We start from the raw sequence: 20891 nt of genomic DNA on the forward strand, positions 1-20891 counted from the left end.
TCAGTCCGCTTTTTCCGAAGATGTGTCTTGGGCATTATCCGCCTTGTTGCCAGCTTTGATTGGCACTATTGATGCACCGGGTTTGGGGCGACGGATCATGTCGATCAGGCGGCCAAAGGTCGCGTTCAGTTCATTGCGCGGCGTCACCATATCGACCATGCCATGTTCCAGCAGATATTCGGCTGTCTGGAAATTTTCCGGCAGTTTTTCGCGAATGGTGTTTTCGATAACACGGCGTCCGGCAAAGCCGATTTGCGCGCCCGGCTCGGCGATTTGAATATCGCCCAGCATGGCAAAGGATGCCGAAACACCCCCCGTTGTCGGATCGGTCAGCAAGACGAAATAGGGCAGACCCTTTTCCTTGACCTTGTCAATCGCGGCCGTGGTCCGTGCCATTTGCATCAGCGACAGAATACCTTCCTGCATACGGGCCCCGCCCGATGCCGGAACAATAATCAAGGCTGCATCCTGGACAATGGCCAGTTCGGCTGCGGCGACAATGCCTTCGCCCACCGCTGTTCCCATCGACCCGCCCATAAAGGAAAAGTCAAAAACAGCGATAACGGTGGCATGGCCGCCAACGGTGCCATGGGCAACAGCCAGGGCATCTTTGAATTCGGCCTTGGCCTGGGCGGTTTTCAAGCGATCGGTATATTTTTTCTGATCGCGAAAACGCAGCGGATCAACCGGCACCGAGGGCAACTCGATGGTTTGGTATTTGCCACTGTCAAACATCAGTTCCAGGCGATCACGGGCGGAAATCCGCATGTGATGGCCGCAATGCTGGCAGACATGGTTGTTCTTGGCCAGGTCGCGATGAAAAATCATCTGTTCGCAGGACGGGCATTTGTGCCAGAGATTTTCCGGCACTTCGCTGCGGCGAACCAGTTTCTGAATTTTGGGTCGGACGAATTCAGTCAGCCACGACATATCGGATATTGATCCTCGGTTTTGCCTAAATCGGTCTTGCTGGTGCGGGCAACATTATTTGCGGGCGTTGCGCACACCATCGGCCAGTTCACGTACCAGGCCAGTGACCACAAGGGCGGTGTTATCGGTGGCCTTGCCGTTTTCGTCAAGGCTTTCGGCAATTTTTGATACAATCGCAGAGCCGACGACGGCAGCATCGGCCACGCGGGCGACCTCGGCAGCCTGGGACGGCGTTTTAATGCCAAAACCAACGGCAATTGGCAAATCGGTGTGGCGGCGCAGGCGCGCCATGGCTTCAATGACCTGGTCATTGGTTGCCGATCCGGCCCCGGTAACACCGGCAACCGAAACATAATAAACAAAGCCACTGGTGTTCTGTACCAGCTTGGGCAGGCGTTTGTCATCCGAAGTCGGGGTGGTCAGTCGAATGAAGCTCAGGCCTTTTTCCACCGTGGGTGTGCAAAGTTCGCTATCTTCTTCGGGCGGCAGATCCACTACGATCAGGCCATCCACCCCGGCATTGCGGGCATCTTCGAGAAATTCGTTCACGCCATAAATATAAATCGGGTTGTAATAGCCCATCAAAATAATGGGTGTTTCATGGTCTTCATCGCGAAACCCGCGCACCAGCGACAGGGTTTTACGCATATGCATGCCCGCGGCAAGGGCGCGGTTCGAGGCTTCCTGAATGGCAGGGCCATCGGCCATCGGATCGGTAAAGGGCATGCCCAGTTCGATGATGTCGGCACCGGCTTTCGGCAGGGATTTTAAAATTTCAAACGAGGTTTCCGGGTCCGGGTCGCCTGCGGTGATAAAGGTGACCAGCCCGGCGCGATCTTCTGCGTGCAGCTTTTCGAACCGTTTGACGATGCGGTCTTTGCCGCCGATGATTGCGTCGCTCACAGTTTGACTCCCAGTGCTTCAGCCACGGTAAAGATATCCTTGTCACCCCGGCCGCTCAGGCACATCAGAATGATCTGGTCCTTGCTCATTTTGGGCGCGGTTTTAACAATTTGCGCAATGGCATGGGCGCATTCCAGGGCCGGAATGATGCCTTCCTTTTCGGAACACAGGGTAAAGGCCGATAAGGCTTCCTTGTCCGTGATCGCCACGTAATTAACGCGACCAATGTCTTTTAACCATGAATGCTCCGGCCCGATACCGGGATAATCCAGCCCGGCAGAAATCGAATCGGCTTCTTTGATCTGGCCGTCATCATCCATCAGCAAATAGGTGCGGTTGCCGTGCAATACACCGGGGCGTCCGGCACTCAGGCTGGCGGCATGGTGGCCGGTATGGATACCGTGGCCTGCGGCCTCGACACCGGTAATGGCAACGTCCTTGTCATCGAGGAACGGATGGAACAGGCCCATGGCGTTTGACCCGCCGCCAACAGCTGCGACCAGTTCATCGGGCAGGCGGCCTTCGGCATCAAGGATTTGTTCTTTGGCTTCGTTGCCGATCACACATTGAAAATCGCGGACCAGTTCGGGGTAGGGATGCGGCCCGGCAACGGTGCCAATGATGTAAAATGTATCGGAAACGTTGGTCACCCAGTCGCGCAGGGCTTCGTTCATGGCATCTTTAAGCGAACGCGAGCCCGATGTGACCGGTTTAACCTCGGCGCCGAGCAAGCGCATCCGAAACACGTTGGGCGATTGGCGTTCAATGTCTTTTGCGCCCATATAAATGGTGCAAGGCAGGCCAAAACGGGCACAGACGGTGGCGGTTGCCACACCATGTTGCCCGGCACCGGTTTCGGCGATGATCCGGGTTTTACCCATGCGTTTGGCGAGCAGAATCTGGCCGATGCAATTGTTGATTTTATGCGCGCCGGTATGGTTGAGGTCTTCGCGCTTGAAATAGATTTTTGCCCCGCCCAGATGGTCGCTCAGCCCTTGCGCGAAATAAAGCGGGTTTGGCCGACCCACATAATATTTCAGGAAATAATCCATTTCCTTGCGAAATTCGGGGTCTTCCCTGGCGTCCTTATAGGCTTGCTCAAGCTCGAGGATCAGCGGCATCAGCGTTTCGGCGACGAAACGTCCGCCAAACTGGCCAAAATGCCCGTCCGGATCGGGCAGGGAGCGAAAGCTGTTTATCGAAGTTGAAGCAGACGTCATGGATAGTCCCCGTTTTGGGCCGCAGCAAAAATGCTGTGCCGGGTGAGGCAGGCAAAGAAGGCAGAACAACACTGTTTACGCAATTAAGTGCCGGTTGGATGACCGCAAATATGCGGGCAGGCAGGCGACCCTAGTGGTCAGCCTGTGCCAGGGTTTTGTCGAGGATATATTTTTTGGAGCAATAAGGGCAGACCACCTCGCCTTTTTCCTCGAGATTGAGATAGACGGTCGGGTGACCCAGATGGCCTTTGCCACCATCACAGGCAATATTAAGGCTGCCGACTTTGATTTCTTCGGTGATCTTCATATATCTCGTTCCCAGTTTGCGACGATATTGACCCCGGTCAGACCGGGATGATACCCATAACGCATATTCAATCAACACTTCCGCATCGGTTTAGCGCAAATGCGCCCTGTGGAAAAGAGCGGAGATCATGCATTTATGAATGCAATGCCCGATTATGCGATCGAGGTCGAAGGACTGACCAAGGTCTATAAAAGCGCACAAGGCGAAAAGCTCGCACTTGATAACGTTTCACTAAAAATTCCCCGCGGCTCGTTTTTTGCCCTTTTGGGGCCGAACGGGGCGGGAAAGTCCACTTTTATCAATATTTTGGCTGGTCTGGTCACCAAAAGTGGCGGCACGGCAAAAATCTGGGGGCACGACATTGTTGACCAGATGCGTCTGGCGCGCTGTTCGATCGGGATTGTGCCACAGGAATTGAATCTGGATGCTTTTTTCAGTCCGCGCCAGGCGATGGAATTGCAGGCGGGCCTCTATGGCGTGCCCAAGGCCGAACGCCGGACCGATGAAATTCTCGATGCGATTGGCTTGCTTGACAAGGCGGATTCGTATGCACGCTCGCTTTCGGGGGGCATGCGCCGTCGGCTGCTGGTGGGCAAGGCCATGGTTCATAACCCGCCGGTGCTGGTGCTTGACGAGCCGACAGCCGGTGTCGATATCGAACTGCGCCAGCAATTGTGGGCCTATGTCAAAGAGCTTAACAAGGCGGGCGTCACCATTGTGCTGACCACGCATTACCTGGAAGAAGCCGAAGAACTTTGTGATGAAATCGCCATCATCAATCAGGGCAAGGTCATTGCCCATGAAGACAAAAAAACGCTTCTGCGGCGTATTGATCACAAAGCCCTGATCCTGACGGTGAAAGGGACGCTCAATGCCATTCCCGATGCCTTGAAACCATGGGGTGCCGAGCAAAAGGGTGAAAGCCAGATTGCCCTGCATTATCGCCCCAGCGAAAACAGTATGTCCGATATTTTGTTGGCGATTCAGGCAAGTGGTCTGGAAATCAACGACCTTTCTACCGATGAAGGCGATCTGGAAGACATCTTCCTGATGCTGACCCGGGCCAATAACAAATCGCGGGCCGACGATGCCGCCGGGCGTGCCGCCTGATTTTATCTGGCTGGTGAAAGCCAACCAGATTGGATATTGGCAAAATTACAAAGCAAATCCCGGCAAGATCATGGCATCTTGCCGGGATTGTTGTTTTGGGTGATGTGGTTTTGGCACTTTGGATATGATGGCGTTATGGATCGATGGAAACTGAAACGGTCATTTGTTTCGGGCTGTGTCAAAGCCGCTATGGTTGCGGTATCGTTCCTGATGGCAGGCTGTGCGCCGTCATTGCGCCCGACAGGGGAGCCTTCGGCCACCTTATCGTTTATTGCGGGCGATCGCGGCATCACAGTTGATACGCCGCAAGCCGAACCAGCGTTTTTTCGTACCCTGGATGGCACTTTTCTGGCGTTGCAACGCTGGCTGCCTGTGACGCAGGTTACAGCGGCGGTGGGGGCTACAAACGCCGATAAAGCCCCTGTGGGCGCATCTTTGATACATGCGCCCAGGGCGGTTATTTTGGGCCTGCATGGCTTTGGGGACTATGCCAATGGCTTTGCCGAGGCGGGCGCCCAATTGGCACAACATGGCATTGCTGTTTACGCCTATGACCAGCGAGGATTTGGCCGTTCGCCCACACGCGGGTTTTGGCCGGGCATGAATAGTCTGGTGCAGGATGCCAGCGATGCCTTGCTGGTTTTGCGCGGCCTTTATCCCGACACGCCGGTTTATCTGACCGGGGTGTCGATGGGGGCAGCGGTGGCGATTATAACGGCGGCCAGTCGCCCGCAACTGATGGACGGGGTTATTCTGGTGTCGCCTGCCGTGTGGGACCGTGCCGAAATGCCGTGGTATCAAACTGTGCCGCTGGCGGTTTTATCCCATACTTTGCCGTGGTTGCCAGTTTCGGGGCGCGGGCTTGAGATTTGGCCGTCCGATAATATTGCCATGCTGCGCCGTCTGGGACGTGATCCAAACATGTTATCGACGGTACGGGTTGATATGGTGGCCGGCATTGCCGATTTAATGGACAGGGCCCGCTCACGGGCGGGCGATTTGCACCTGCCAATGTTGGTGATGACGGGCCAAAAGGACCAGGTTATTCCGCCTGTGGTGATGGCATCATTTGTAAATGATTTGCCAGAACGGGCAAAACCCGTACCGAAGGGCGGCAAGAGTAAGAGATCGGCAACAATTTGTGTGTATGAACAAGGGTATCACATGTTGTTGCGCGATCTGAACGGACCACATGTGATTGATGATCTGGCCGCGTGGGTGGCAGGCAAGGTTCCGCTGGAGAACACGGCATGTCGTGAAACGGGGATTGCTTTTTGACCGCAAGGTCACGATCAGGTAACATTTTGAAGCGTTTGAAAAATAAGGGCTGATTGACCATCACGATGCATCATGGGGTGCATTTGGGTCCGGTTGGCCCGCTGCGGAAGGATCAGGGCCGGTATGCTGCGGACCGTTCGAGCAAAGTTCCTGGGGGTCGCGGCGTTTTTTGTCGTTTGCCTGACCATTGGAACCGGGTTTTCGGTGATCCAGTCGCTGGGGATCAATGGCGACCTTGAGGCGGTTTCACGATATGTTACGCCGGTCAAGGATGCGCTTTCTGATGTGCGTGCGCGCCAGCTTGAACAGATTTCCCTGCTGGACCGCTATATGCGCGTGGTTGAAAGTGACGGTGCCGAGGCATCGTTATTAAGCGGCATTGAAATTGAAATCAGCGCCAAACAAATCCAGATCGGGCAGGCTTTTCGCAAGGCGTTTACCTCGGCGGCGTTGGGCCGCGCACAGGCCAGTTCGCATTTTGATCAGGGCGTTTTGCTAAACCTTGATGTGCGGATGCGCGAATTTTCCGATATTTCCTCGCAATTCAATATCGGGATGGAAAAACTTCTCGAGTCGGTGCGTGCGGGCGATATTACCACCGCCCAGCGCCAGGAAAACATCGTTCGCGGGATTCACCGCAATATCGTTTTGAACCTGCGCAGCGAGATTTTACGCCTTGAACGCTATGTTTCTGAAACGGTCGAAGCGGTTTCGGTACAGGAAGATTTTCTGATCCAGGCCGAGTTCATCATGATGCTGGTGGCCGGGATTGTCGGGTTTGGTCTGGCTTATTACCTGGGTGTTGGCGTGGCCCGCACGGTTGCGGATACCACCAAAGCGATTAACAGTGTGCAATCGGGCAAACTTGATACCAGTCTGGATTTCAAAGGGCAGGGCGATTTTTCGGCTTTGGCCAATGCTTTTAACCGCATGACCCGCGAATTGCGGGTGCGGTTTCGCATGCGCGAACGGTTTGGCAAATATGTTGACCCCAAGGTGCTGAATAATTTGCTGGCGCAGGAAACCGCCCTTGAGACCTCGCAAAAGCGGGTGATGACGGTAAGTGTGGTCAACCTGACCGGGTTTGACTGGCTTGCCGAACATACGGCACCGGAACAACTGGTGGATTTCCTCAATGATTATCTGACCGCGATGACCGAACCGATTTCGGGCCATAGCGGCATTATCGACAATTTCATTGGCGACCGGGTCATGGGGTTTTGGGGCCCGCCCTTTTGCAATGAAAAAAGCCATGCCCTGCATGCCTGCAAGGCAGCACTGGAGCAGGTGGCGCGCTTTAACGCCCTTAAAACCAAATATGCCGACCTGATTGGCGATCATGGCCTCGATATCCGCGTGGGCATTGCCACGGGCGAAGTGGTTGTTGGCTCGATCGGGACGGACAAGTCACGGGCTTATACCGTGGTGGGCGATTGCGTGAATTATGCGCACCGCCTGGAAAAAGCCAACCGGATTTATGGCACGCGCATTCTGGCATCGAACGAGACGGCGGCGCTGGCGTCGTCGGATGTGGAAATGCGCGATCTTGATCATGTTGTGTTGCTGGGTACTGAACAGGTTGTTTATCTGTATGAAGTGCTGTCAGAAAACGGCCATCTGAGTGACGCGCGCCGGGAATGGCGCAAGGATTATGAAACGGCGATGGGGTTTTACCGCGACGGCACGTTTGATCAGGCTATTCCGTTGTTTGAAAAAGTGCTTGAATTTAACGGTGCCGATTTTGCTGCCCAGTTGATGATCAACCGCATGGAACGCCTGAGCCGCCGCGAGCAGGACCGCGAATGGAACGGCACCTGGGTGGTGCGCGACCCCTATGAACGCCGCGATGTGGAAAGCTGACGGGGTCTTGTGCGTTCCGGCCTGGGCGGGATGTTTTTGACGCGGCAGGGACAATGCAAATAAAATTGGCAATGATGGAATGAATTGATCAAAAACCCTTGCCCGTCTGGCACAAAACCTGTATCACCCAAACCGCTTGGTCAGAACAGACAAAGCCATGTGCACCCGTAGCTCAGCTGGATAGAGCGTTGCCCTCCGAAGGCAAAGGCCACTGGTTCGAATCCAGTCGGGTGCACCATTTCTCTCTTCAAATTTGAATATAATGGATAGACAACAAGTGCGTCTGTTGCAACAGGCGTAGTGTTGGCATACCCGATTGCAGATAATTTTTGGTTTTTACAGCTGCTTTCATTTTTCATAAATACCGCATTCAAGTGCTTGATATTTTTCCTATAAATTGGCTCCAGTTATCTGTTTTATTCATTGTCTTGATAATGGCTTAGAGAATACACAGCGATAACGAAAAAGTACTTAATCTCGCCAGGATTGAATAATATGTGCCTATTGGACTGGCGGTGTCCGAAATATAGATAGAAAATTCTTTAATCTATAGGCGAGTATATTTTTAAGGGGCCAGTTATCTTTAGGAACCAGGAAGGCACATTTGATAATTTGTGCAAACATTGCGATGTATTTTCTGTCGAGTTTATTTTGTGATGCCTGGTTAAATAATATAGCGGCTTCAAATTTATTTTTTAAACCCAATTCTGTCAGCCTTGACATGTGTTGGGCCTGCATTCGCGATAGTCCAGCCAAAGCTTTTGTGCGGCCTGGATTCCCGCTAGGAAATATTTTAGCAGTTGCGTCATTTAGAAATCCGAATTTTCCAGGTATTCGGTCGATAAGTTTTAGTAATAAATCCCAGTCTTCATATCTTGGAAATTTCGTATCGTAACCACCAACCTTTTTTAATAGGGCTGTTTTGCACATAAAAGTCGAACCCGGTGATATGAAACATCCCCAGACACAGTCCTCAACCGTGAGTAATTGTCCGTACGGTCGGTGTGCAATGCTTGTTAAAGGGTTAACATTTCCCGGAGAACGGCTGCTTACATAGAAATTTGTACAACTCGCAAGCAAATTAAAATTTTGCATAAATTCACTTTGTCTTTTCAGCTTCTCCGGGAGCCAGACATCATCGCTATCGAGAAAGGCAATGGTGTCCCCTGTAGCCGCTTTGATTCCGGTATTACGGGCGGCTGATGCCCCAAGATTTGTCTTGTGTCGTATCAGCGTGATAGCATTCCCGTATGGCTTCAAAACCTGTGCAAGGTCGTCTTGTGAACCGTCATCGACAATAATAATTTCATGACATTTCAGGGATTGATCAAGAATACTGTTAATCGCGGGACAGATTGATTGTGCTCGATTGTATGCTGGGATAACGACAGATATTTTCATGTATTTTCTTTCGATATTTTCCCCTTGCCTGTATCGGGAAAATTTAAAATTTTCGAAAATATTAATTTATGATAAATTATTTATAATTAATCCGTAAATATATCCAATCCTGCGTATGATTGGTAACCCTTTTTCATATACAATATTTTGCCAATATATTTTTGTGTCCGCGAGTTCCCTGGCTTGATATGGGTGGGGCTTTAATGTTTGCGGGATGGTTTCTTCATCTTCATTTGTGTCATTGGATTGGTGCTTCTTCATTTTTGCGCGGGCCATTCCGCGTGAAAAATGAGAAAATATTAATTTTCGCCAATTGTATTTGGCAGGCAAAACGAGATGGCGATTAAAAAAATCGTCAGAATAATATACTGAATCAGTGCCGAATTTCTCTAGTATTCGTAACTCCATATCTGTTTCCTCGCCATATCGCGAAATTTGACCTTTCATGCCAAGTTCTGGATCAAAATTTCCAACTTGCGATAGTGCAGTCATTGAAAAACCGATATTTGCACCACTAAAGGAAATTCTCTTTGCGCGGCCTGTTGTGTCTGGCAATGAATATGAACCGTAGTCATCTTTAAACCAGATAGGTTTTTTTTCTAAATACCAAGGTAATATAGGTCCTCCAAATAATTTTGGATTTTTTGTGTCTATAATATTTAATGCTTTCGTTATATAATCTCGAGGGAATATGCATTCATCATCGACAAATAATATATAATCTTCGGTGCATTCTGCTATTGCGCGATTTCGAGCATGTGACAGTCCTTGCTGGTATTCAGAAACATATTTTAGCTTTGGCCAATTTTGAGAGAAAATTTCCAATTTATTAAGGGTGTCGTCTGTCGAATTATTATTAACAACTATTAACTTCCATCGATTGCTGGAGTCTTTTTGTTCAAATAGGCTCCGTAGTGCATAACTTATAATTTCAGCTCGGTTATAGGTTGGTATTGCTATAAGTAATGTCGGCTTGTGTGTTGTAAAATTTTCATTAATTTGGGTTTTATTTTCCAGTACCATATAGAAACTACCTTATATACAGGGTGTTTAATTTTTGTAGTATGTAAATTTATTTTTTTTCTTTTTTCTTTAATTTGTTGATCTTTTTTAATTTCATTATATATAAAAGGAAGAAGTTGCCATTTATAAAGACATCGATCCCGTGCTTCGCGTATGTCCGCACGGTATTCTTCGGCTCTATTACTTAAAATAATAGATTTTAACTCTTTAATTAAATTTGGACTCTCAGGGTCAAGCTGAATAAAAGAATTTTTGGGAAAATAGTCTGAAAGGTTTGAGCAGCCAAAATAAATTGGCATGGCACCGGCGAGAAAACAATCGATCAGTTTTTCCGACCAGTAATAAGGGCCGTGGTGGTTTTCAACAACAATGCTGTATCGGAAGGGCGCCAGAGCATCCCATTTATCTTCAATCGGATTGAGGCCACGCCCAAAGAAAGAAATAAAACTTTGATTCTTGAGGCGATTTAGTAAGGTCATACGTATTTTGTGCCCAGGCAAAAATGCAAGTGTACTTGTGATCCACGACAGGTCTCGGGTTTTTTCGACAAATGGATCAATTCGGGCAAGGTCGTCAAAATCTTTATCGACATGCCAGGGAAGAACTGGAAATGATGCGATGTATGGAACCCCCTTGGCGATCATTTCAGGGTCGCTCGTGTAAATTCTGCCGAAGGCTTTTTGGCCCTTGTGAAGGTAGCGATGAAAGTTTGTCGGGGGTTCCTGGATGATCGCCCAGATACGATCAGGGGCAACGTTAACCGTTATCGGGGCTGTGGGTTGGTTAAGAACGACGACGTAGTCTGGCTTGGCAACATGATCTTCTGTGAAGATAACGTTATCCCAGGTCATACTTCCCTGCGGCGACATGCGGCGCCAGTCTGGATAGTCCCAACTGCGAATGATTTGAACAATGATTTTTTTCATCATAAGCCCGTTCGTGTCATAAGCTCTGAGACCATTCTTTTCCAAAAAGGCAAACGTGGTTGATTTTTTGACAATGCAGATGGAAGAACACTAAACCTGTGTCTGTTTCTTAGAGCCAGGATTGGTAAATCATGCGCGTCTCGCCAGTCATTACGCCACAAGTTTTCGGACAGAAAATTTATATTTAAGGGGCTTTTTATTAGTAGTCCATGTAGTATTGATTGATCATGTCGATGACCATAAAAGTCTTTTTTTATTTTGTCCGCTTCACTCAAGCTATCATCTAATAGGCAATAGTCGTCTTTTTTACATAGTTCATACCAATTGTCTATCAATGCACGAGTTTCGGGGCTGTTGCGTATGATGAGAAACCCACCCGCTGCCATGAGTTTATTTTGGGATTCGTTCTTGGAGATTCCAAAGTACTTTTGGAGTTTATCCTTGGTGAAATTATGCCAATAAGTTCCTGAGCTGAAAGCTGTGATGTCATATTTTTTTGCATTGTTTATCCAGTGTTCTAATGTATTTTTTTGATTGTAATTTATTTCACATCCACTGTCACAATAAAATATGACGTCCCCGTTGCGTGATTTTTTTAGCTCAACAGATATAATATATGGCTTCCAGATAAAATTACCAAATCTTTCTTTTGTAATGAATTTCTTGTGTTCGCCCCAAAATTCTTTTTCGGCTTTTAGTTTTTTTTCGGTCCATGTCATTGTTTGGGAAAAAATGCAGGTTTTTAATGACTGCAAAGAGATTCTTTTTGCACAACCTGCGTATCTTCCAAAACCGGCGGTAACGAATATATTCTTTGCGGTCATTAGTGTTATCTTCCGATTTTATTTCGAGTTTCTTTCAAAATATCGATCACCGAATGGGGGAGGTTTTTTTTCAACCACGGCGCAATTGATTTAAAAAATAACCGTTTTATGGAAATCTTGTATTTTATCTGAAAATATTTTATTTTCCAGGTGCTTATCGTTCCTTGAGCGATAAATACTTCGTCTGCTTCTAGCTCAAATATTTTGATTAAGCCCATAGACTTCACTTTTTGAGTGAGTTCTTTTTTTTGATAGTTGTTTTCAAGGGTTAGTGCTGCTATAGGTATTTTGATTTTTACAAGATTCTCAAGGATTATATCTTCTGCTCCCTCTACATCAATTGAAATATAGTCAATATGGTCAATTTTTTCTTCTTGAAGTATTGTGCCAATATCTTTAACTGGAACGTTGATGATTGAGTTTTCATCATCTTTTCCAAATTCTCGTTCTACCCGATCTGCATGTTCGGGATCATAGTTTTCTATAAGCCCGGAGAGCATTCCTGCCAGTCTAAACGGAAGCACACCTTCACCGGATCCGATCGCAACATTCAGGCTGCGCGCTACCCGGGATTGACAGAGTTTTTTATACATTTCCGGGTTAGGCTCAATCGATATACCATTCCAACCGAAAGCGCCTTCCATCAAAGCGCAATTGCTATATGAAATGCCGTCGTAGGCTCCGATTTCAACGAATGTCCCTTCACGTTTTCCTTTGAATATATTTTCCAATAGCCAGATATCTTGCTGGCTTTGGCTCAAGCTATTCAGTCTATGAATAAAACGTTTCCAGTCTGGTGTTAACTTTCGTTTTACCAGATATGAAAAATAAAAATAAAAATTGATCAAATTGATTTTAAAAAGGATGTTGAATTTTATTCCAGCAGGTTCTTTTTTTCTGATTAGAGATATTTCTTTATCGGCATGCCACGCCCGAAGAACTTTTATGACTTTTTTTGAGATGTTCGCTCTTTCTAAATGTAATTCGGAAATATTTAAACATTCACGGGCCGCTTGCATGCCATTGTTTCCGTCTGCATTTATAGTGATGGATCCGGCATGTTCAATATAGTGATAACTAATAAAAGGTAAAACGGCAAGACGAGGATTTTTTAGCGCAGCTCGAAATAATAAGTCAGCGTCTGCTGCAATCTTGAACTTTGTGTTAAATTCACCGATGTTTTTAATTAAATATTGATGGTTGAAAAACTTTGAATTTAACAAAGGAGTTCCGAGACATGCTGTTTCCGGGCTCAAGACAATCGCATCTTCACTCGTAATACTATCGAGGATGGTATCGGAAGTTCCTTTATTGAGACGTCGAATATCTGCTCCGCAACAGATTACATCGTAATTTGCGTTCATGAACGGTAGAACTTTTTTCAAAGATCCATTCGCTAATATATCGTCACTGTTTAAAAATAAAATATATTGTCCCTTTGCCAGTCTAATACCTTTGTTCATAGCATCATATAAGCCTTCGTCAGGCTCGCTGATCAAAGTTACATGTGGAAACCCCAGGGCTATTTCTTGTGTTCCATCGGTTGATTGGCCATCAATGATTAAGTGTTCAATCTCAAATTCATGTGTAATTTGAGATTGAACACTCTTTATTGCAGCGGCAAGAGTGTTTGCGCGATTTAGACATACAGTGATGATTGTTATAATCATGGTTGCCTTCATTTAAAATAGTTTCGATTTTATTTTTTTTATTTTTGAAATAGCGTTGCGTCGAAAAACATACAATATTTCGGCCAGAAACGAAGGTTGGCCCGCTGATATGTGGCTTTTTATTTGACGTGTTGAATTTCGGGATTTTACACATTTAAAAAACCAGGAAAAAGTTTGCCAGGGCAACCCCGATCCATTTATTGTGGCGAAGTTTATCGCTTGTCCGCCTCTGCAAACGGTAAAATTTTTGCCGTTGAATTCAACTTCTTTCACGTTCATTTTTGAATACGAGCCAATGGTTGTCGTATTAAAATGATTGGCGTGTAAGATACAATCATCAAAATGCCACCCAGGGATTGAATCCGCCAGGTGAACTTCTTTTTGGTGACTGAAAAATAGATCCCCGGAGTTCATATCGCTAAATGCTGCAATATAATTTCCAGATTGGATGTTCGAAAATTTAGCTTTTTCTGGGTTCTCATATAGTATTTTTTGGTATGCACTGATAAATTCTTCATTTGAAAAATTCTCATTTATAGATATACAGAAATTTTCCAGTGATTGAGTGTTCATCAAGCCCCGAGGGGGAGTGTTGTAAGCCATACGTGTAAATTTAATATCTTCTTCGAACAATTTACATTCAAAGCAATTTAGATTTTCGACAATAATGTCATCTGAATCGAACATCCAGAATTTTTCAATACGATTCTCTTGTGCAAAATAAAGCGCATGGAAATATCTTTCGAAGCAAAATTTATTTAAGTCTACAGTTCGGTGCCGGTCCGGATGATGTTCAGTAGCAATCAGTTTATATTTTTTTTGAAAAATATTAAATAAATTACTATTTGTCTGGCTGATTTTTGCGTGTTTCCATCCACAGTTAAAAGCTGTTTTCTTGTTTTCGTCGTCACCAATGAGCACCATCTCGCGGTCGGGATTGGTTAATTTGGCGATTGATAATGTGTAGGTTAGATAGGGTGTGTTGCCAAAGTGTACAAATATTACAGAGGGTAGAGAAATGCTCATTTTTTCTGTTCTCCTTTGGTTAAAGGAAGAATTATTTCATTTATAATGAAGCCAGGATATAGTGGTTTTGTCATCATCGAAAATATATTATGTTTTTGATACAGTAATGGTAGAAATAGAAGTCCGCTGACCTGCGCAACGATAGTTGCAATTGCCGCACCGCTGATGCCATAAATTGGGATCAATATGTAGTTAAGTAAAATATTTGTAACTGCTCCTATAATTGATATGTAAAATGATACTTTTGTCGCGCGTTCGAGTGTCAATATTGTATTTATTGCGCTATTCAGTCCGACAATTATGATTGACCATATAGTTATGTTAATAATTTTACTCGCAGCAACGTATGTATCTCCAAGCAGAAGTGGTATTACATACCAGCTTGACGCGGATACGACAGTTGATATAAATATGCCAATTAAAGTTATAGCTAATATATATTTTGATATTTCAGTTTCGTATTTTTTTTTATCCTGGTAATAAAGGCGGGCGATTTTGGGAAAACTCACGCTCATTATTATAGAGGGGAGGAAAAATGTTGCTTCTACGACCCTGATTCCTGCGCTGTATATACCAGCATGTGTTTCGTCGATCATCTTTGTGATAAATATAACGTCCGTCCTTGTGAAAATCGCTATAGCTATCCCTGAGAGGATTAACGGTATTCCGGATTTAAAATATTCAACTGTTGTGGATTTTCTGATTTTTTTTATGTTTAATATTTTAGTTTTATCTGATTTTAATGATAAATAAATTAATATCTGGAGTGCTGCATCAAATAACGTGATGGCAGCAAACCATATAAGGGGTGCATTAAAAAAGATGAGAAGTAATTTTACACCGGTACTGGCAGCAGAGGTGAAAAAGTCGATACTGGAAACAATTCCAAACTTACCGTCAAATTCAAGTTCGGATCTTATCGTCTGGAATGGAGCAGCAAGGTATGCAGTCGCTGCAAATAGGGTGAATAAAACAATCGATCCTGTGTGCCCGAGCACAATGACCGCAATCAGCGAACATATAATTTGTAAGGGGGCACCGATCAGACGTAACGCAAATGCGGAGGAAATGGCAGATGATCGATCATTTTCTCCGACATTTGCCAGTTCACGTACGATTAAGCCGTGTTGTGGCAGGCTGACCAAAGCGCTAAAGAGGGTCACTGTTGCACTGACAAAGGCAAGCGTGCCGTATTGTGTCGGGCCAAGATAGCGAATGACAAACATGCTGCCAAGCGTTGAGAATCCGATCCTCGCAATTTGTGCCAAAGACAAATAACTAACGCTTCGGAGGGCGTTGGAAAGTTTCAAGTTGTTACTCTGTCCATGGGTTGAGGTGGGCGAATTGCCTCACACGAATTGAGTATGCATTGCTATATGCGTATGTACCATTCATTTTGTCTAGTTGGGTGACGTTTGGCATGACGTACGAAGGTGTGTCAACGCAAATTGAGAATCGAAAGTAATGCTTTGATTTGTCGACGGCAGGGAGGATGTAGGGCGTAAGATGTCGCAGTTCTGCATTACTTGCTGGGTTTTCGAGTTGGAGTGAACGTGTCGTGCAGCTATAATGTATTGTGTGATGTGGTGTATGTGGTTGGGAGGGGAGTATCGGCCAGTCTGGTTAGTGGTTTTATTTTATTATAAATACATGATGAGACAGAGATGATTATTTTCGATAAATGTGCGTGATTTTTTTTATTAATGTTTAATTTTTTAAGGTGACAGGGTGTATCGTAATATTAATATTTTCCCAATCGTTTTATGTGGCGGATCCGGCACGCGTTTATGGCCGCTGTCGCGTCGGGATTATCCGAAACAGTTTGTACCGCTGATCAATGGCAAATCATTGTTGCAATTGACGTTCGACCGGCTTCGGTCATTTTCCGATATTATCGCCATTGGTTCAGAGGCCCAAAGGTTTCTGGTTGAAGAGGCTGCATTATCCGCAAGCTTTGACATCCTGCAAATTCTGGAGCCGGAAGGACGTGATACAGCACCCGCCATGGCGCTTGGGGCGCTGGCGGGGAGCGAAGATAGCGATTTACTGCTTTTTTGCCCGGCCGATCATTATATCCCGGATACAAGTGCGTTTGTTGGCATGGTCGAACAGGCCGCTCCCGCTGCGGTGGATGGCAAAATTGTTACCTTTGGCGTGATGCCCCATTCCCCCAGTACCGCCTATGGCTATATTGAAATGGGCGAGAAACTGGATAATGGTTGTTATCAGTCACGCGGGTTTCTTGAAAAACCGGTGTTTGAGCGGGCAACGGCGTTTCTGGCCTCTGGTCGGCATGTCTGGAATGCCGGTATATTTTTGGTGCGCCGCGACGTTTTGATAAAGGCACTCGCGACTTTTGAGCCCGAAATGCTTGAAGCATGTCGACGGGCGATGTCCAAAAGTGTGCCAGATGGGCTGTTTCGGCGTCCGGATGCAGCAGAATTTGCAAGTGCCACTGCCAAAAGCATTGATTATGCGGTGATGGAAAAGGCCGACAATGTTGTTATTTTCCCATTCGCAGGCAGTTGGAGTGATGTCGGCAGCTGGAACGCGCTGTCCGATATGAGCATTTCTGACAGCTCTGGAAATAGCCTTGGTGGTGCGACGGAAAACATAAAAACAATTGAGACGGAAAACACCTTTGTTCATGCAGATCCGAACCGGCTGGTTGTGACCATGGGGGTTCGGGACCTGATCGTGGTAGATACACCTGATGCCTTGTTGATCAGCAGCCGTGACAAGGTGGAAGATGTTAAAAAAGTCGTGGCGGAACTCGTCGCTGAGGATCGTTCCCAAGCCGTTGCCCACCGAAAGGTTGCCCGCCCCTGGGGGGCCTATGACAGCATTGAAATCGGGGAACGCCACCAGGTGAAGCGCATTACGGTTAAGCCCGGGGCTAAATTGTCGTTACAGCGGCATCATCATCGTGCAGAGCACTGGATTGTTGTCAAGGGTACGGCAGTGGTTACCTGTGATGAGCGCAAGTTCCTGTTGCGTGAGAATGAATCTACCTATATCCCGCTGGGAGCGGTTCACCGGATGGAAAATCCTGGTAAGATTCCGCTGGAACTGATCGAGGTTCAATCAGGAACCTATCTTGGTGAAGATGATATCGTTCGTCTTGATGATGATTACGGGCGCAATTTTAGTGAGACTGAAGGCCGGACCGAATAATGACCAAAAAAGCACTGATTACAGGAATTACCGGCCAGGATGGCAGTTATCTGGCAGAATTTCTGCTTGAAAAGGGCTATGAAGTTCATGGCATTAAACGCCGCAGCAGTTCGCTAAATACCGGTCGGATTGATCATCTTTATCAGGACCCCCATGAAACAGGCCGCAAGCTGTTTCTGCATTATGGCGATTTGTCCGATACCAGCAATCTGACACGTATTCTGAATGATGTGCGCCCCGATGAGGTTTATAATCTTGGGGCGCAAAGCCATGTCGCGGTAAGTTTTGAAGCCCCTGAATATACAGCTGACGTTGATGCACTTGGGACCTTGCGTTTGCTTGAAGCCATCCGGTTTTTAGGCCTGGAAAAAACAACCCGCTTTTACCAGGCCTCCACCAGCGAATTGTATGGCCTGGTTCAGGAAATTCCGCAAAAGGAAACGACACCTTTTCATCCGCGCAGCCCCTATGCCGTTGCCAAGCTGTATGCTTACTGGATTGCGGTTAACTACCGTGAAGCCTATGGCATGTATGCATGTAATGGTATTTTGTTTAACCATGAAAGTTCACGCCGGGGGGAAACCTTTGTGACGCGCAAAATCACGCGCGGTTTATCAAATATTGCCCACGGGATGGAAAAATGCCTGTTCATGGGCAATATGGACAGCTTGCGCGACTGGGGACATGCCAAAGACTATGTCCGCATGCAATGGATGATGTTGCAGCAAGATGAACCCAAAGATTACGTCATCGCGACGGGCAAGCAGTATAGCGTGCGTCAGTTTATTGAAAAATCGGCTGCTTTTCTGGGGGTGACATTGCGCTTCGAGGGTGAAGGTGTTGACGAGCGTGCGATTGTCGACAGTGTCAAAGGGAACCATGCGCCATCGGTCAATGTTGGCGATGTTATTGTCAGGGTTGACCCGCGCTATTTTCGCCCGGCGGAAGTAGAGACGTTATTGGGGGATGCCTCGAAAGCCAAAAATGATCTGGGATGGCTGCCGGAAATTACGCTCGATGAAATGATCGACGAAATGATGGATTTCGATCTTGACCAGGCGCGCCGTCATGCCCTTTTGCAACAACACGGATTTAATGTGTCACTGCAGGTGGAAAGCTGATGCTTGCCCAACGTCAAAGAGTGTTTGTTGCGGGTCACCGCGGGATGGTCGGCAGTCAAATTCTGCAACAGCTCCAAACCGCGCAAGATGTGGATCTTATTACACGCACACATGACGAACTGGATCTGACATCACAAGCAAGCGTGATGGATTTTTTTGCCAAAGAGCGCATTGATCAGGTCTATCTGGCGGCGGCGAAGGTTGGCGGTATTCATGCTAATAATACTTATCCCGCAGATTTCATTTATCAAAATCTGATGATTGAAGCCAACATCATCCACGCGGCGCATTTATCAAATGTGCAGCGGTTGCTGTTTTTGGGGTCAAGTTGCATCTACCCCCGTGATGCGGATCAACCGATGGCCGAAGACGCATTATTAAGCGGGTATCTTGAAGCCACAAACGAACCCTATGCCATTGCCAAAATTGCCGGTATTAAAATGTGCGAATCATATGCCCGTCAATATGGGCGCGATTACCGCAGTGTCATGCCGACCAACCTTTACGGGCCGGGTGATAATTACCATCCGCAAAACAGCCATGTTATCCCTGCGTTAATCCGCAGGTTTCACGAAGCAACAATAAATGGCGCGCCAAATGTCGAAATCTGGGGGACTGGCACCCCGCGCCGTGAGTTCTTGCATGTCAGTGACATGGCCCGGGCTTCCATTTTTGTCATGAACCTGCCCAGGGACATTTATCAGGCACACACAACACCAATGTGCAGCCATATCAATGTCGGCAGTGGGATAGATATTCCCATCGGCGAACTGGCAAAATTGATCGCAACTGTGACCGGTTACACCGGCGAGGTGACGTTTGATGTTTCAAAACCAGACGGTACCCCGCGAAAACTGATGGATTCCGCACGCCTGCGGTCCTTTGGCTGGAAACCGCATATCGAACTGGCTGACGGTCTGGCCGAAACATATAAAACGTTCAAAGCGGAATATGCTCGTGGTGTTTATGACAGTTAACTGCCTGGATATTGCAATTGCTATAACAGGATTTTCCTTGTGATAACGTCACCTGATATTCTTTATTGCATGGCCGCCCCCGCCGAATATGGCCCGCATTTGCAGGCGCGGATAACACCCGAAATGATCGGTGTTGGTCCTGTTGAGGCTGCTGTAAATTTAACGGCTGTTTTGGCGCGGAAGGAAATTGAGGGGCAGCTGCCTGACGTTGTTGTGTCTTTGGGTTCGGCCGGGTCACGGCATTTGGTGCAGTACGGCATTTACCAGGTCACCGCCGTTTCCTATCGTGACATGGATGCATCGCCGTTGGGGTTCGAGAAAGGATGCACCCCATTTGTTGAGTTTCCTGCCATTGTCGCCTTGCCACATCGTATTCCCGGAATTGCAGAAGCCACCCTGTCCACTGGTGGAAATATCGTTTCGGGGGCAGCCTATGACGCGATTGATGCGGATATGGTCGATATGGAAACCTATGCTATTTGGCGTGTATGCCGCAAATTCGGGCTACCCTTGATTGGTCTGCGCGGTATTTCTGATGGCAAGACCGAACTGACCCATATTTCTGGCTGGACCGAATACCTTCATATTATTGATGAAAAACTGGGCCTTGCGGTTGATCGTCTGGAAGAGGCCCTGAAGAGCGGCGCAATTGTTTTGCGCTAACGCGCGGGCTTTTTTGGCTATTATGCTGTCGATTGTGGTTTGTATAGCCTTGCCGGGTGCCAAACATGCCGTTATTGATCGCCACGACAATGATATTCTCACCATATTGCGCAATCGTTGCAAATTCCTGCCGGTGCATCAAAAAGCAACCATCCGTGGCAAGGCAGAGCACCGGGTGGTCCGGGTGATATAGCTTGGCCGCAACTGATGCCGGAAGGCTGCCCCGGATCCAACAGGTGATTGAGCCTGAAAGTCTCGAGTGTCCTTGTGGCTGTGACCGGATGCATAAAATCGGTGAGGACTGTAGTGAGCGGCTTGATATTATCCCGGCACAACTGTGCATGATTTTTACAATCAGTTCGAAATATGGCTGCCGTTCCTGTCGCGATGGCGTCCGCTAAAGCGTTTTGCCTTTAACTTGAACCGTAAGCGTCTCACCACGGCTACCTTGCGGATGAGAGTGAAAGATCGGATTTTG

General features: G+C 47.2%; 19 protein-coding genes, 1 tRNA gene and 1 pseudogene. 9 read left to right on the plus strand and 12 right to left on the minus strand.

Annotation, left to right across the window (positions count from 1 at the left end; translation table 11 throughout):
- The 4 genes from accD to AAC086_RS20090 all read right to left on the minus strand — a co-directional run bounded on the left by accD (nt 1) and on the right by AAC086_RS20090 (nt 3360).
- Nucleotides 1-930, minus strand: a complete 930-nt coding sequence (gene accD / locus AAC086_RS20075; protein ID WP_339781421.1) for an acetyl-CoA carboxylase, carboxyltransferase subunit beta — start codon at nt 928-930, stop codon at nt 1-3.
- Between the two features lie 54 nt (nt 931-984).
- Entirely contained in the window at nt 985-1833 is an 849-nt protein-coding gene (trpA, locus tag AAC086_RS20080; RefSeq protein ID WP_339781423.1) for a tryptophan synthase subunit alpha, read from the minus strand.
- A complete protein-coding gene (gene trpB, locus AAC086_RS20085) occupies nt 1830-3053 on the minus strand; it encodes a tryptophan synthase subunit beta (RefSeq protein WP_339781425.1) in 1224 nt (407 codons plus the stop codon). The genes trpA and trpB overlap by 4 nt, the downstream gene beginning before the upstream one ends.
- Nucleotides 3054-3183: 130 nt before the next feature.
- Nucleotides 3184-3360, minus strand: coding sequence for a zinc-finger domain-containing protein (locus AAC086_RS20090; protein ID WP_339781427.1), 177 nt, complete (start codon nt 3358-3360; stop codon nt 3184-3186).
- A gap of 135 nt (nt 3361-3495) precedes the next feature.
- Here AAC086_RS20090 and AAC086_RS20095 point away from each other — a divergent pair, with 135 nt between their 5' ends.
- The 4 genes from AAC086_RS20095 to AAC086_RS20110 all read left to right on the plus strand — a co-directional run bounded on the left by AAC086_RS20095 (nt 3496) and on the right by AAC086_RS20110 (nt 7846).
- A complete protein-coding gene (locus AAC086_RS20095; RefSeq protein WP_339781429.1) occupies nt 3496-4470 on the plus strand; it encodes an ABC transporter ATP-binding protein in 975 nt (324 codons plus the stop codon).
- Nucleotides 4471-4605: 135 nt separating this feature from the next.
- Complete coding sequence (locus tag AAC086_RS20100) at nt 4606-5748, plus strand: lysophospholipase (protein ID WP_339781431.1); 1143 nt, start codon at nt 4606-4608, stop codon at nt 5746-5748.
- 123 nt (nt 5749-5871) lie between these two features.
- On the plus strand, nt 5872-7608 hold the full coding sequence (locus AAC086_RS20105) for an adenylate/guanylate cyclase domain-containing protein (RefSeq protein ID WP_339781433.1): 1737 nt from the start codon (nt 5872-5874) through the stop codon (nt 7606-7608).
- Nucleotides 7609-7769: 161 nt separating this feature from the next.
- Nucleotides 7770-7846, plus strand: a tRNA-Arg gene (locus AAC086_RS20110).
- A 263-nt stretch (nt 7847-8109) separates the two neighbouring features.
- Here AAC086_RS20110 and AAC086_RS20115 read toward each other — a convergent pair.
- The 7 genes from AAC086_RS20115 to AAC086_RS20145 form a co-directional block, all read right to left on the minus strand.
- Nucleotides 8110-9009: a glycosyltransferase family 2 protein gene (locus tag AAC086_RS20115; protein ID WP_339781435.1), complete on the minus strand. Its 900-nt coding sequence runs from the start codon at nt 9007-9009 to the stop codon at nt 8110-8112.
- 66 nt (nt 9010-9075) lie between these two features.
- On the minus strand, nt 9076-10032 hold the full coding sequence (locus AAC086_RS20120; protein WP_339781437.1) for a glycosyltransferase: 957 nt from the start codon (nt 10030-10032) through the stop codon (nt 9076-9078).
- Nucleotides 9966-10961, minus strand: coding sequence for a glycosyltransferase family 10 (locus AAC086_RS20125; RefSeq protein ID WP_339781438.1), 996 nt, complete (start codon nt 10959-10961; stop codon nt 9966-9968). Before AAC086_RS20125 ends, AAC086_RS20120 begins: the two co-directional genes overlap by 67 nt.
- Complete coding sequence (locus tag AAC086_RS20130) at nt 10958-11782, minus strand: hypothetical protein (protein WP_339781439.1); 825 nt, start codon at nt 11780-11782, stop codon at nt 10958-10960. The genes AAC086_RS20125 and AAC086_RS20130 overlap by 4 nt, the downstream gene beginning before the upstream one ends.
- A 5-nt stretch (nt 11783-11787) precedes the next feature.
- Nucleotides 11788-13464: an FkbM family methyltransferase gene (locus AAC086_RS20135; protein ID WP_339781441.1), complete on the minus strand. Its 1677-nt coding sequence runs from the start codon at nt 13462-13464 to the stop codon at nt 11788-11790.
- Nucleotides 13465-14478, minus strand: coding sequence for a hypothetical protein (locus tag AAC086_RS20140; protein WP_339781443.1), 1014 nt, complete (start codon nt 14476-14478; stop codon nt 13465-13467).
- Nucleotides 14475-15788 carry a flippase gene (locus AAC086_RS20145; protein WP_339781445.1) on the minus strand — a complete coding sequence of 438 codons (1314 nt, stop codon included), beginning with the start codon at nt 15786-15788 and terminating at the stop codon, nt 14475-14477. The genes AAC086_RS20140 and AAC086_RS20145 overlap by 4 nt, the downstream gene beginning before the upstream one ends.
- Nucleotides 15789-16206: 418 nt before the next feature.
- Between AAC086_RS20145 and AAC086_RS20150 the strand changes: the two genes are divergently transcribed.
- Genes AAC086_RS20150 through AAC086_RS20165 form a run of 4 tightly spaced genes read left to right on the plus strand, consistent with a single transcriptional unit; the run spans nt 16207 to nt 20413 of the window.
- Entirely contained in the window at nt 16207-17652 is a 1446-nt protein-coding gene (locus AAC086_RS20150; protein WP_339781447.1) for a mannose-1-phosphate guanylyltransferase/mannose-6-phosphate isomerase, read from the plus strand.
- A complete protein-coding gene (gmd, locus tag AAC086_RS20155; RefSeq protein WP_339781448.1) occupies nt 17652-18773 on the plus strand; it encodes a GDP-mannose 4,6-dehydratase in 1122 nt (373 codons plus the stop codon). Before AAC086_RS20150 ends, gmd begins: the two co-directional genes overlap by 1 nt.
- Complete coding sequence (locus AAC086_RS20160) at nt 18773-19750, plus strand: GDP-L-fucose synthase (protein WP_339781450.1); 978 nt, start codon at nt 18773-18775, stop codon at nt 19748-19750. Before gmd ends, AAC086_RS20160 begins: the two co-directional genes overlap by 1 nt.
- A gap of 39 nt (nt 19751-19789) precedes the next feature.
- Nucleotides 19790-20413 (plus strand): 5'-methylthioadenosine/S-adenosylhomocysteine nucleosidase, encoded by a 624-nt coding sequence (locus AAC086_RS20165; RefSeq protein WP_339781452.1) that lies wholly within the window; start codon nt 19790-19792, stop codon nt 20411-20413.
- Here the strand turns inward: AAC086_RS20165 and AAC086_RS20170 are convergent.
- Complete coding sequence (locus AAC086_RS20170) at nt 20337-20585, minus strand: thiamine pyrophosphate-dependent enzyme (RefSeq protein WP_339781454.1); 249 nt, start codon at nt 20583-20585, stop codon at nt 20337-20339. The two genes, AAC086_RS20165 and AAC086_RS20170, sit on opposite strands and share 77 nt — an antisense overlap.
- A gap of 46 nt (nt 20586-20631) precedes the next feature.
- Between AAC086_RS20170 and AAC086_RS20175 the strand changes: the two are divergent.
- A pseudogene (locus tag AAC086_RS20175) lies at nt 20632-20808 on the plus strand (IS66 family transposase zinc-finger binding domain-containing protein); the annotation flags it as partial.
- Between the last annotated feature and the right edge of the window lie 83 nt (nt 20809-20891).

The sequence above is a fragment of the uncultured Thalassospira sp. genome, from assembly GCF_963976115.1.
In the GTDB taxonomy this organism is placed as follows: domain Bacteria; phylum Pseudomonadota; class Alphaproteobacteria; order Rhodospirillales; family Thalassospiraceae; genus Thalassospira.

Bases quoted from the DNA above. Each gene is read 5' to 3' on its own strand.
- AAC086_RS20140 (WP_339781443.1), bottom strand. From the start codon at position 14,478: ATGAGCATTTCTCTACCCTCTGTAATATTTGTACACTTTGGCAACACA.
- AAC086_RS20120 (WP_339781437.1), bottom strand. From the start codon at position 10,032: ATGGTACTGGAAAATAAAACCCAAATTAATGAAAATTTTACAACACAC.
- AAC086_RS20100 (WP_339781431.1), top strand. From the start codon at position 4,606: ATGGATCGATGGAAACTGAAACGGTCATTTGTTTCGGGCTGTGTCAAA.
- AAC086_RS20105 (WP_339781433.1), top strand. From the start codon at position 5,872: ATGCTGCGGACCGTTCGAGCAAAGTTCCTGGGGGTCGCGGCGTTTTTT.
- AAC086_RS20095 (WP_339781429.1), top strand. From the start codon at position 3,496: ATGAATGCAATGCCCGATTATGCGATCGAGGTCGAAGGACTGACCAAG.
- trpB (WP_339781425.1), bottom strand. From the start codon at position 3,053: ATGACGTCTGCTTCAACTTCGATAAACAGCTTTCGCTCCCTGCCCGAT.
- gmd (WP_339781448.1), top strand. From the start codon at position 17,652: ATGACCAAAAAAGCACTGATTACAGGAATTACCGGCCAGGATGGCAGT.
- AAC086_RS20125 (WP_339781438.1), bottom strand. From the start codon at position 10,961: ATGATGAAAAAAATCATTGTTCAAATCATTCGCAGTTGGGACTATCCA.
- AAC086_RS20130 (WP_339781439.1), bottom strand. From the start codon at position 11,782: ATGACCGCAAAGAATATATTCGTTACCGCCGGTTTTGGAAGATACGCA.
- accD (WP_339781421.1), bottom strand. From the start codon at position 930: ATGTCGTGGCTGACTGAATTCGTCCGACCCAAAATTCAGAAACTGGTT.
- AAC086_RS20160 (WP_339781450.1), top strand. From the start codon at position 18,773: ATGCTTGCCCAACGTCAAAGAGTGTTTGTTGCGGGTCACCGCGGGATG.
- AAC086_RS20090 (WP_339781427.1), bottom strand. From the start codon at position 3,360: ATGAAGATCACCGAAGAAATCAAAGTCGGCAGCCTTAATATTGCCTGT.
- AAC086_RS20115 (WP_339781435.1), bottom strand. From the start codon at position 9,009: ATGAAAATATCTGTCGTTATCCCAGCATACAATCGAGCACAATCAATC.
- AAC086_RS20135 (WP_339781441.1), bottom strand. From the start codon at position 13,464: ATGAAGGCAACCATGATTATAACAATCATCACTGTATGTCTAAATCGC.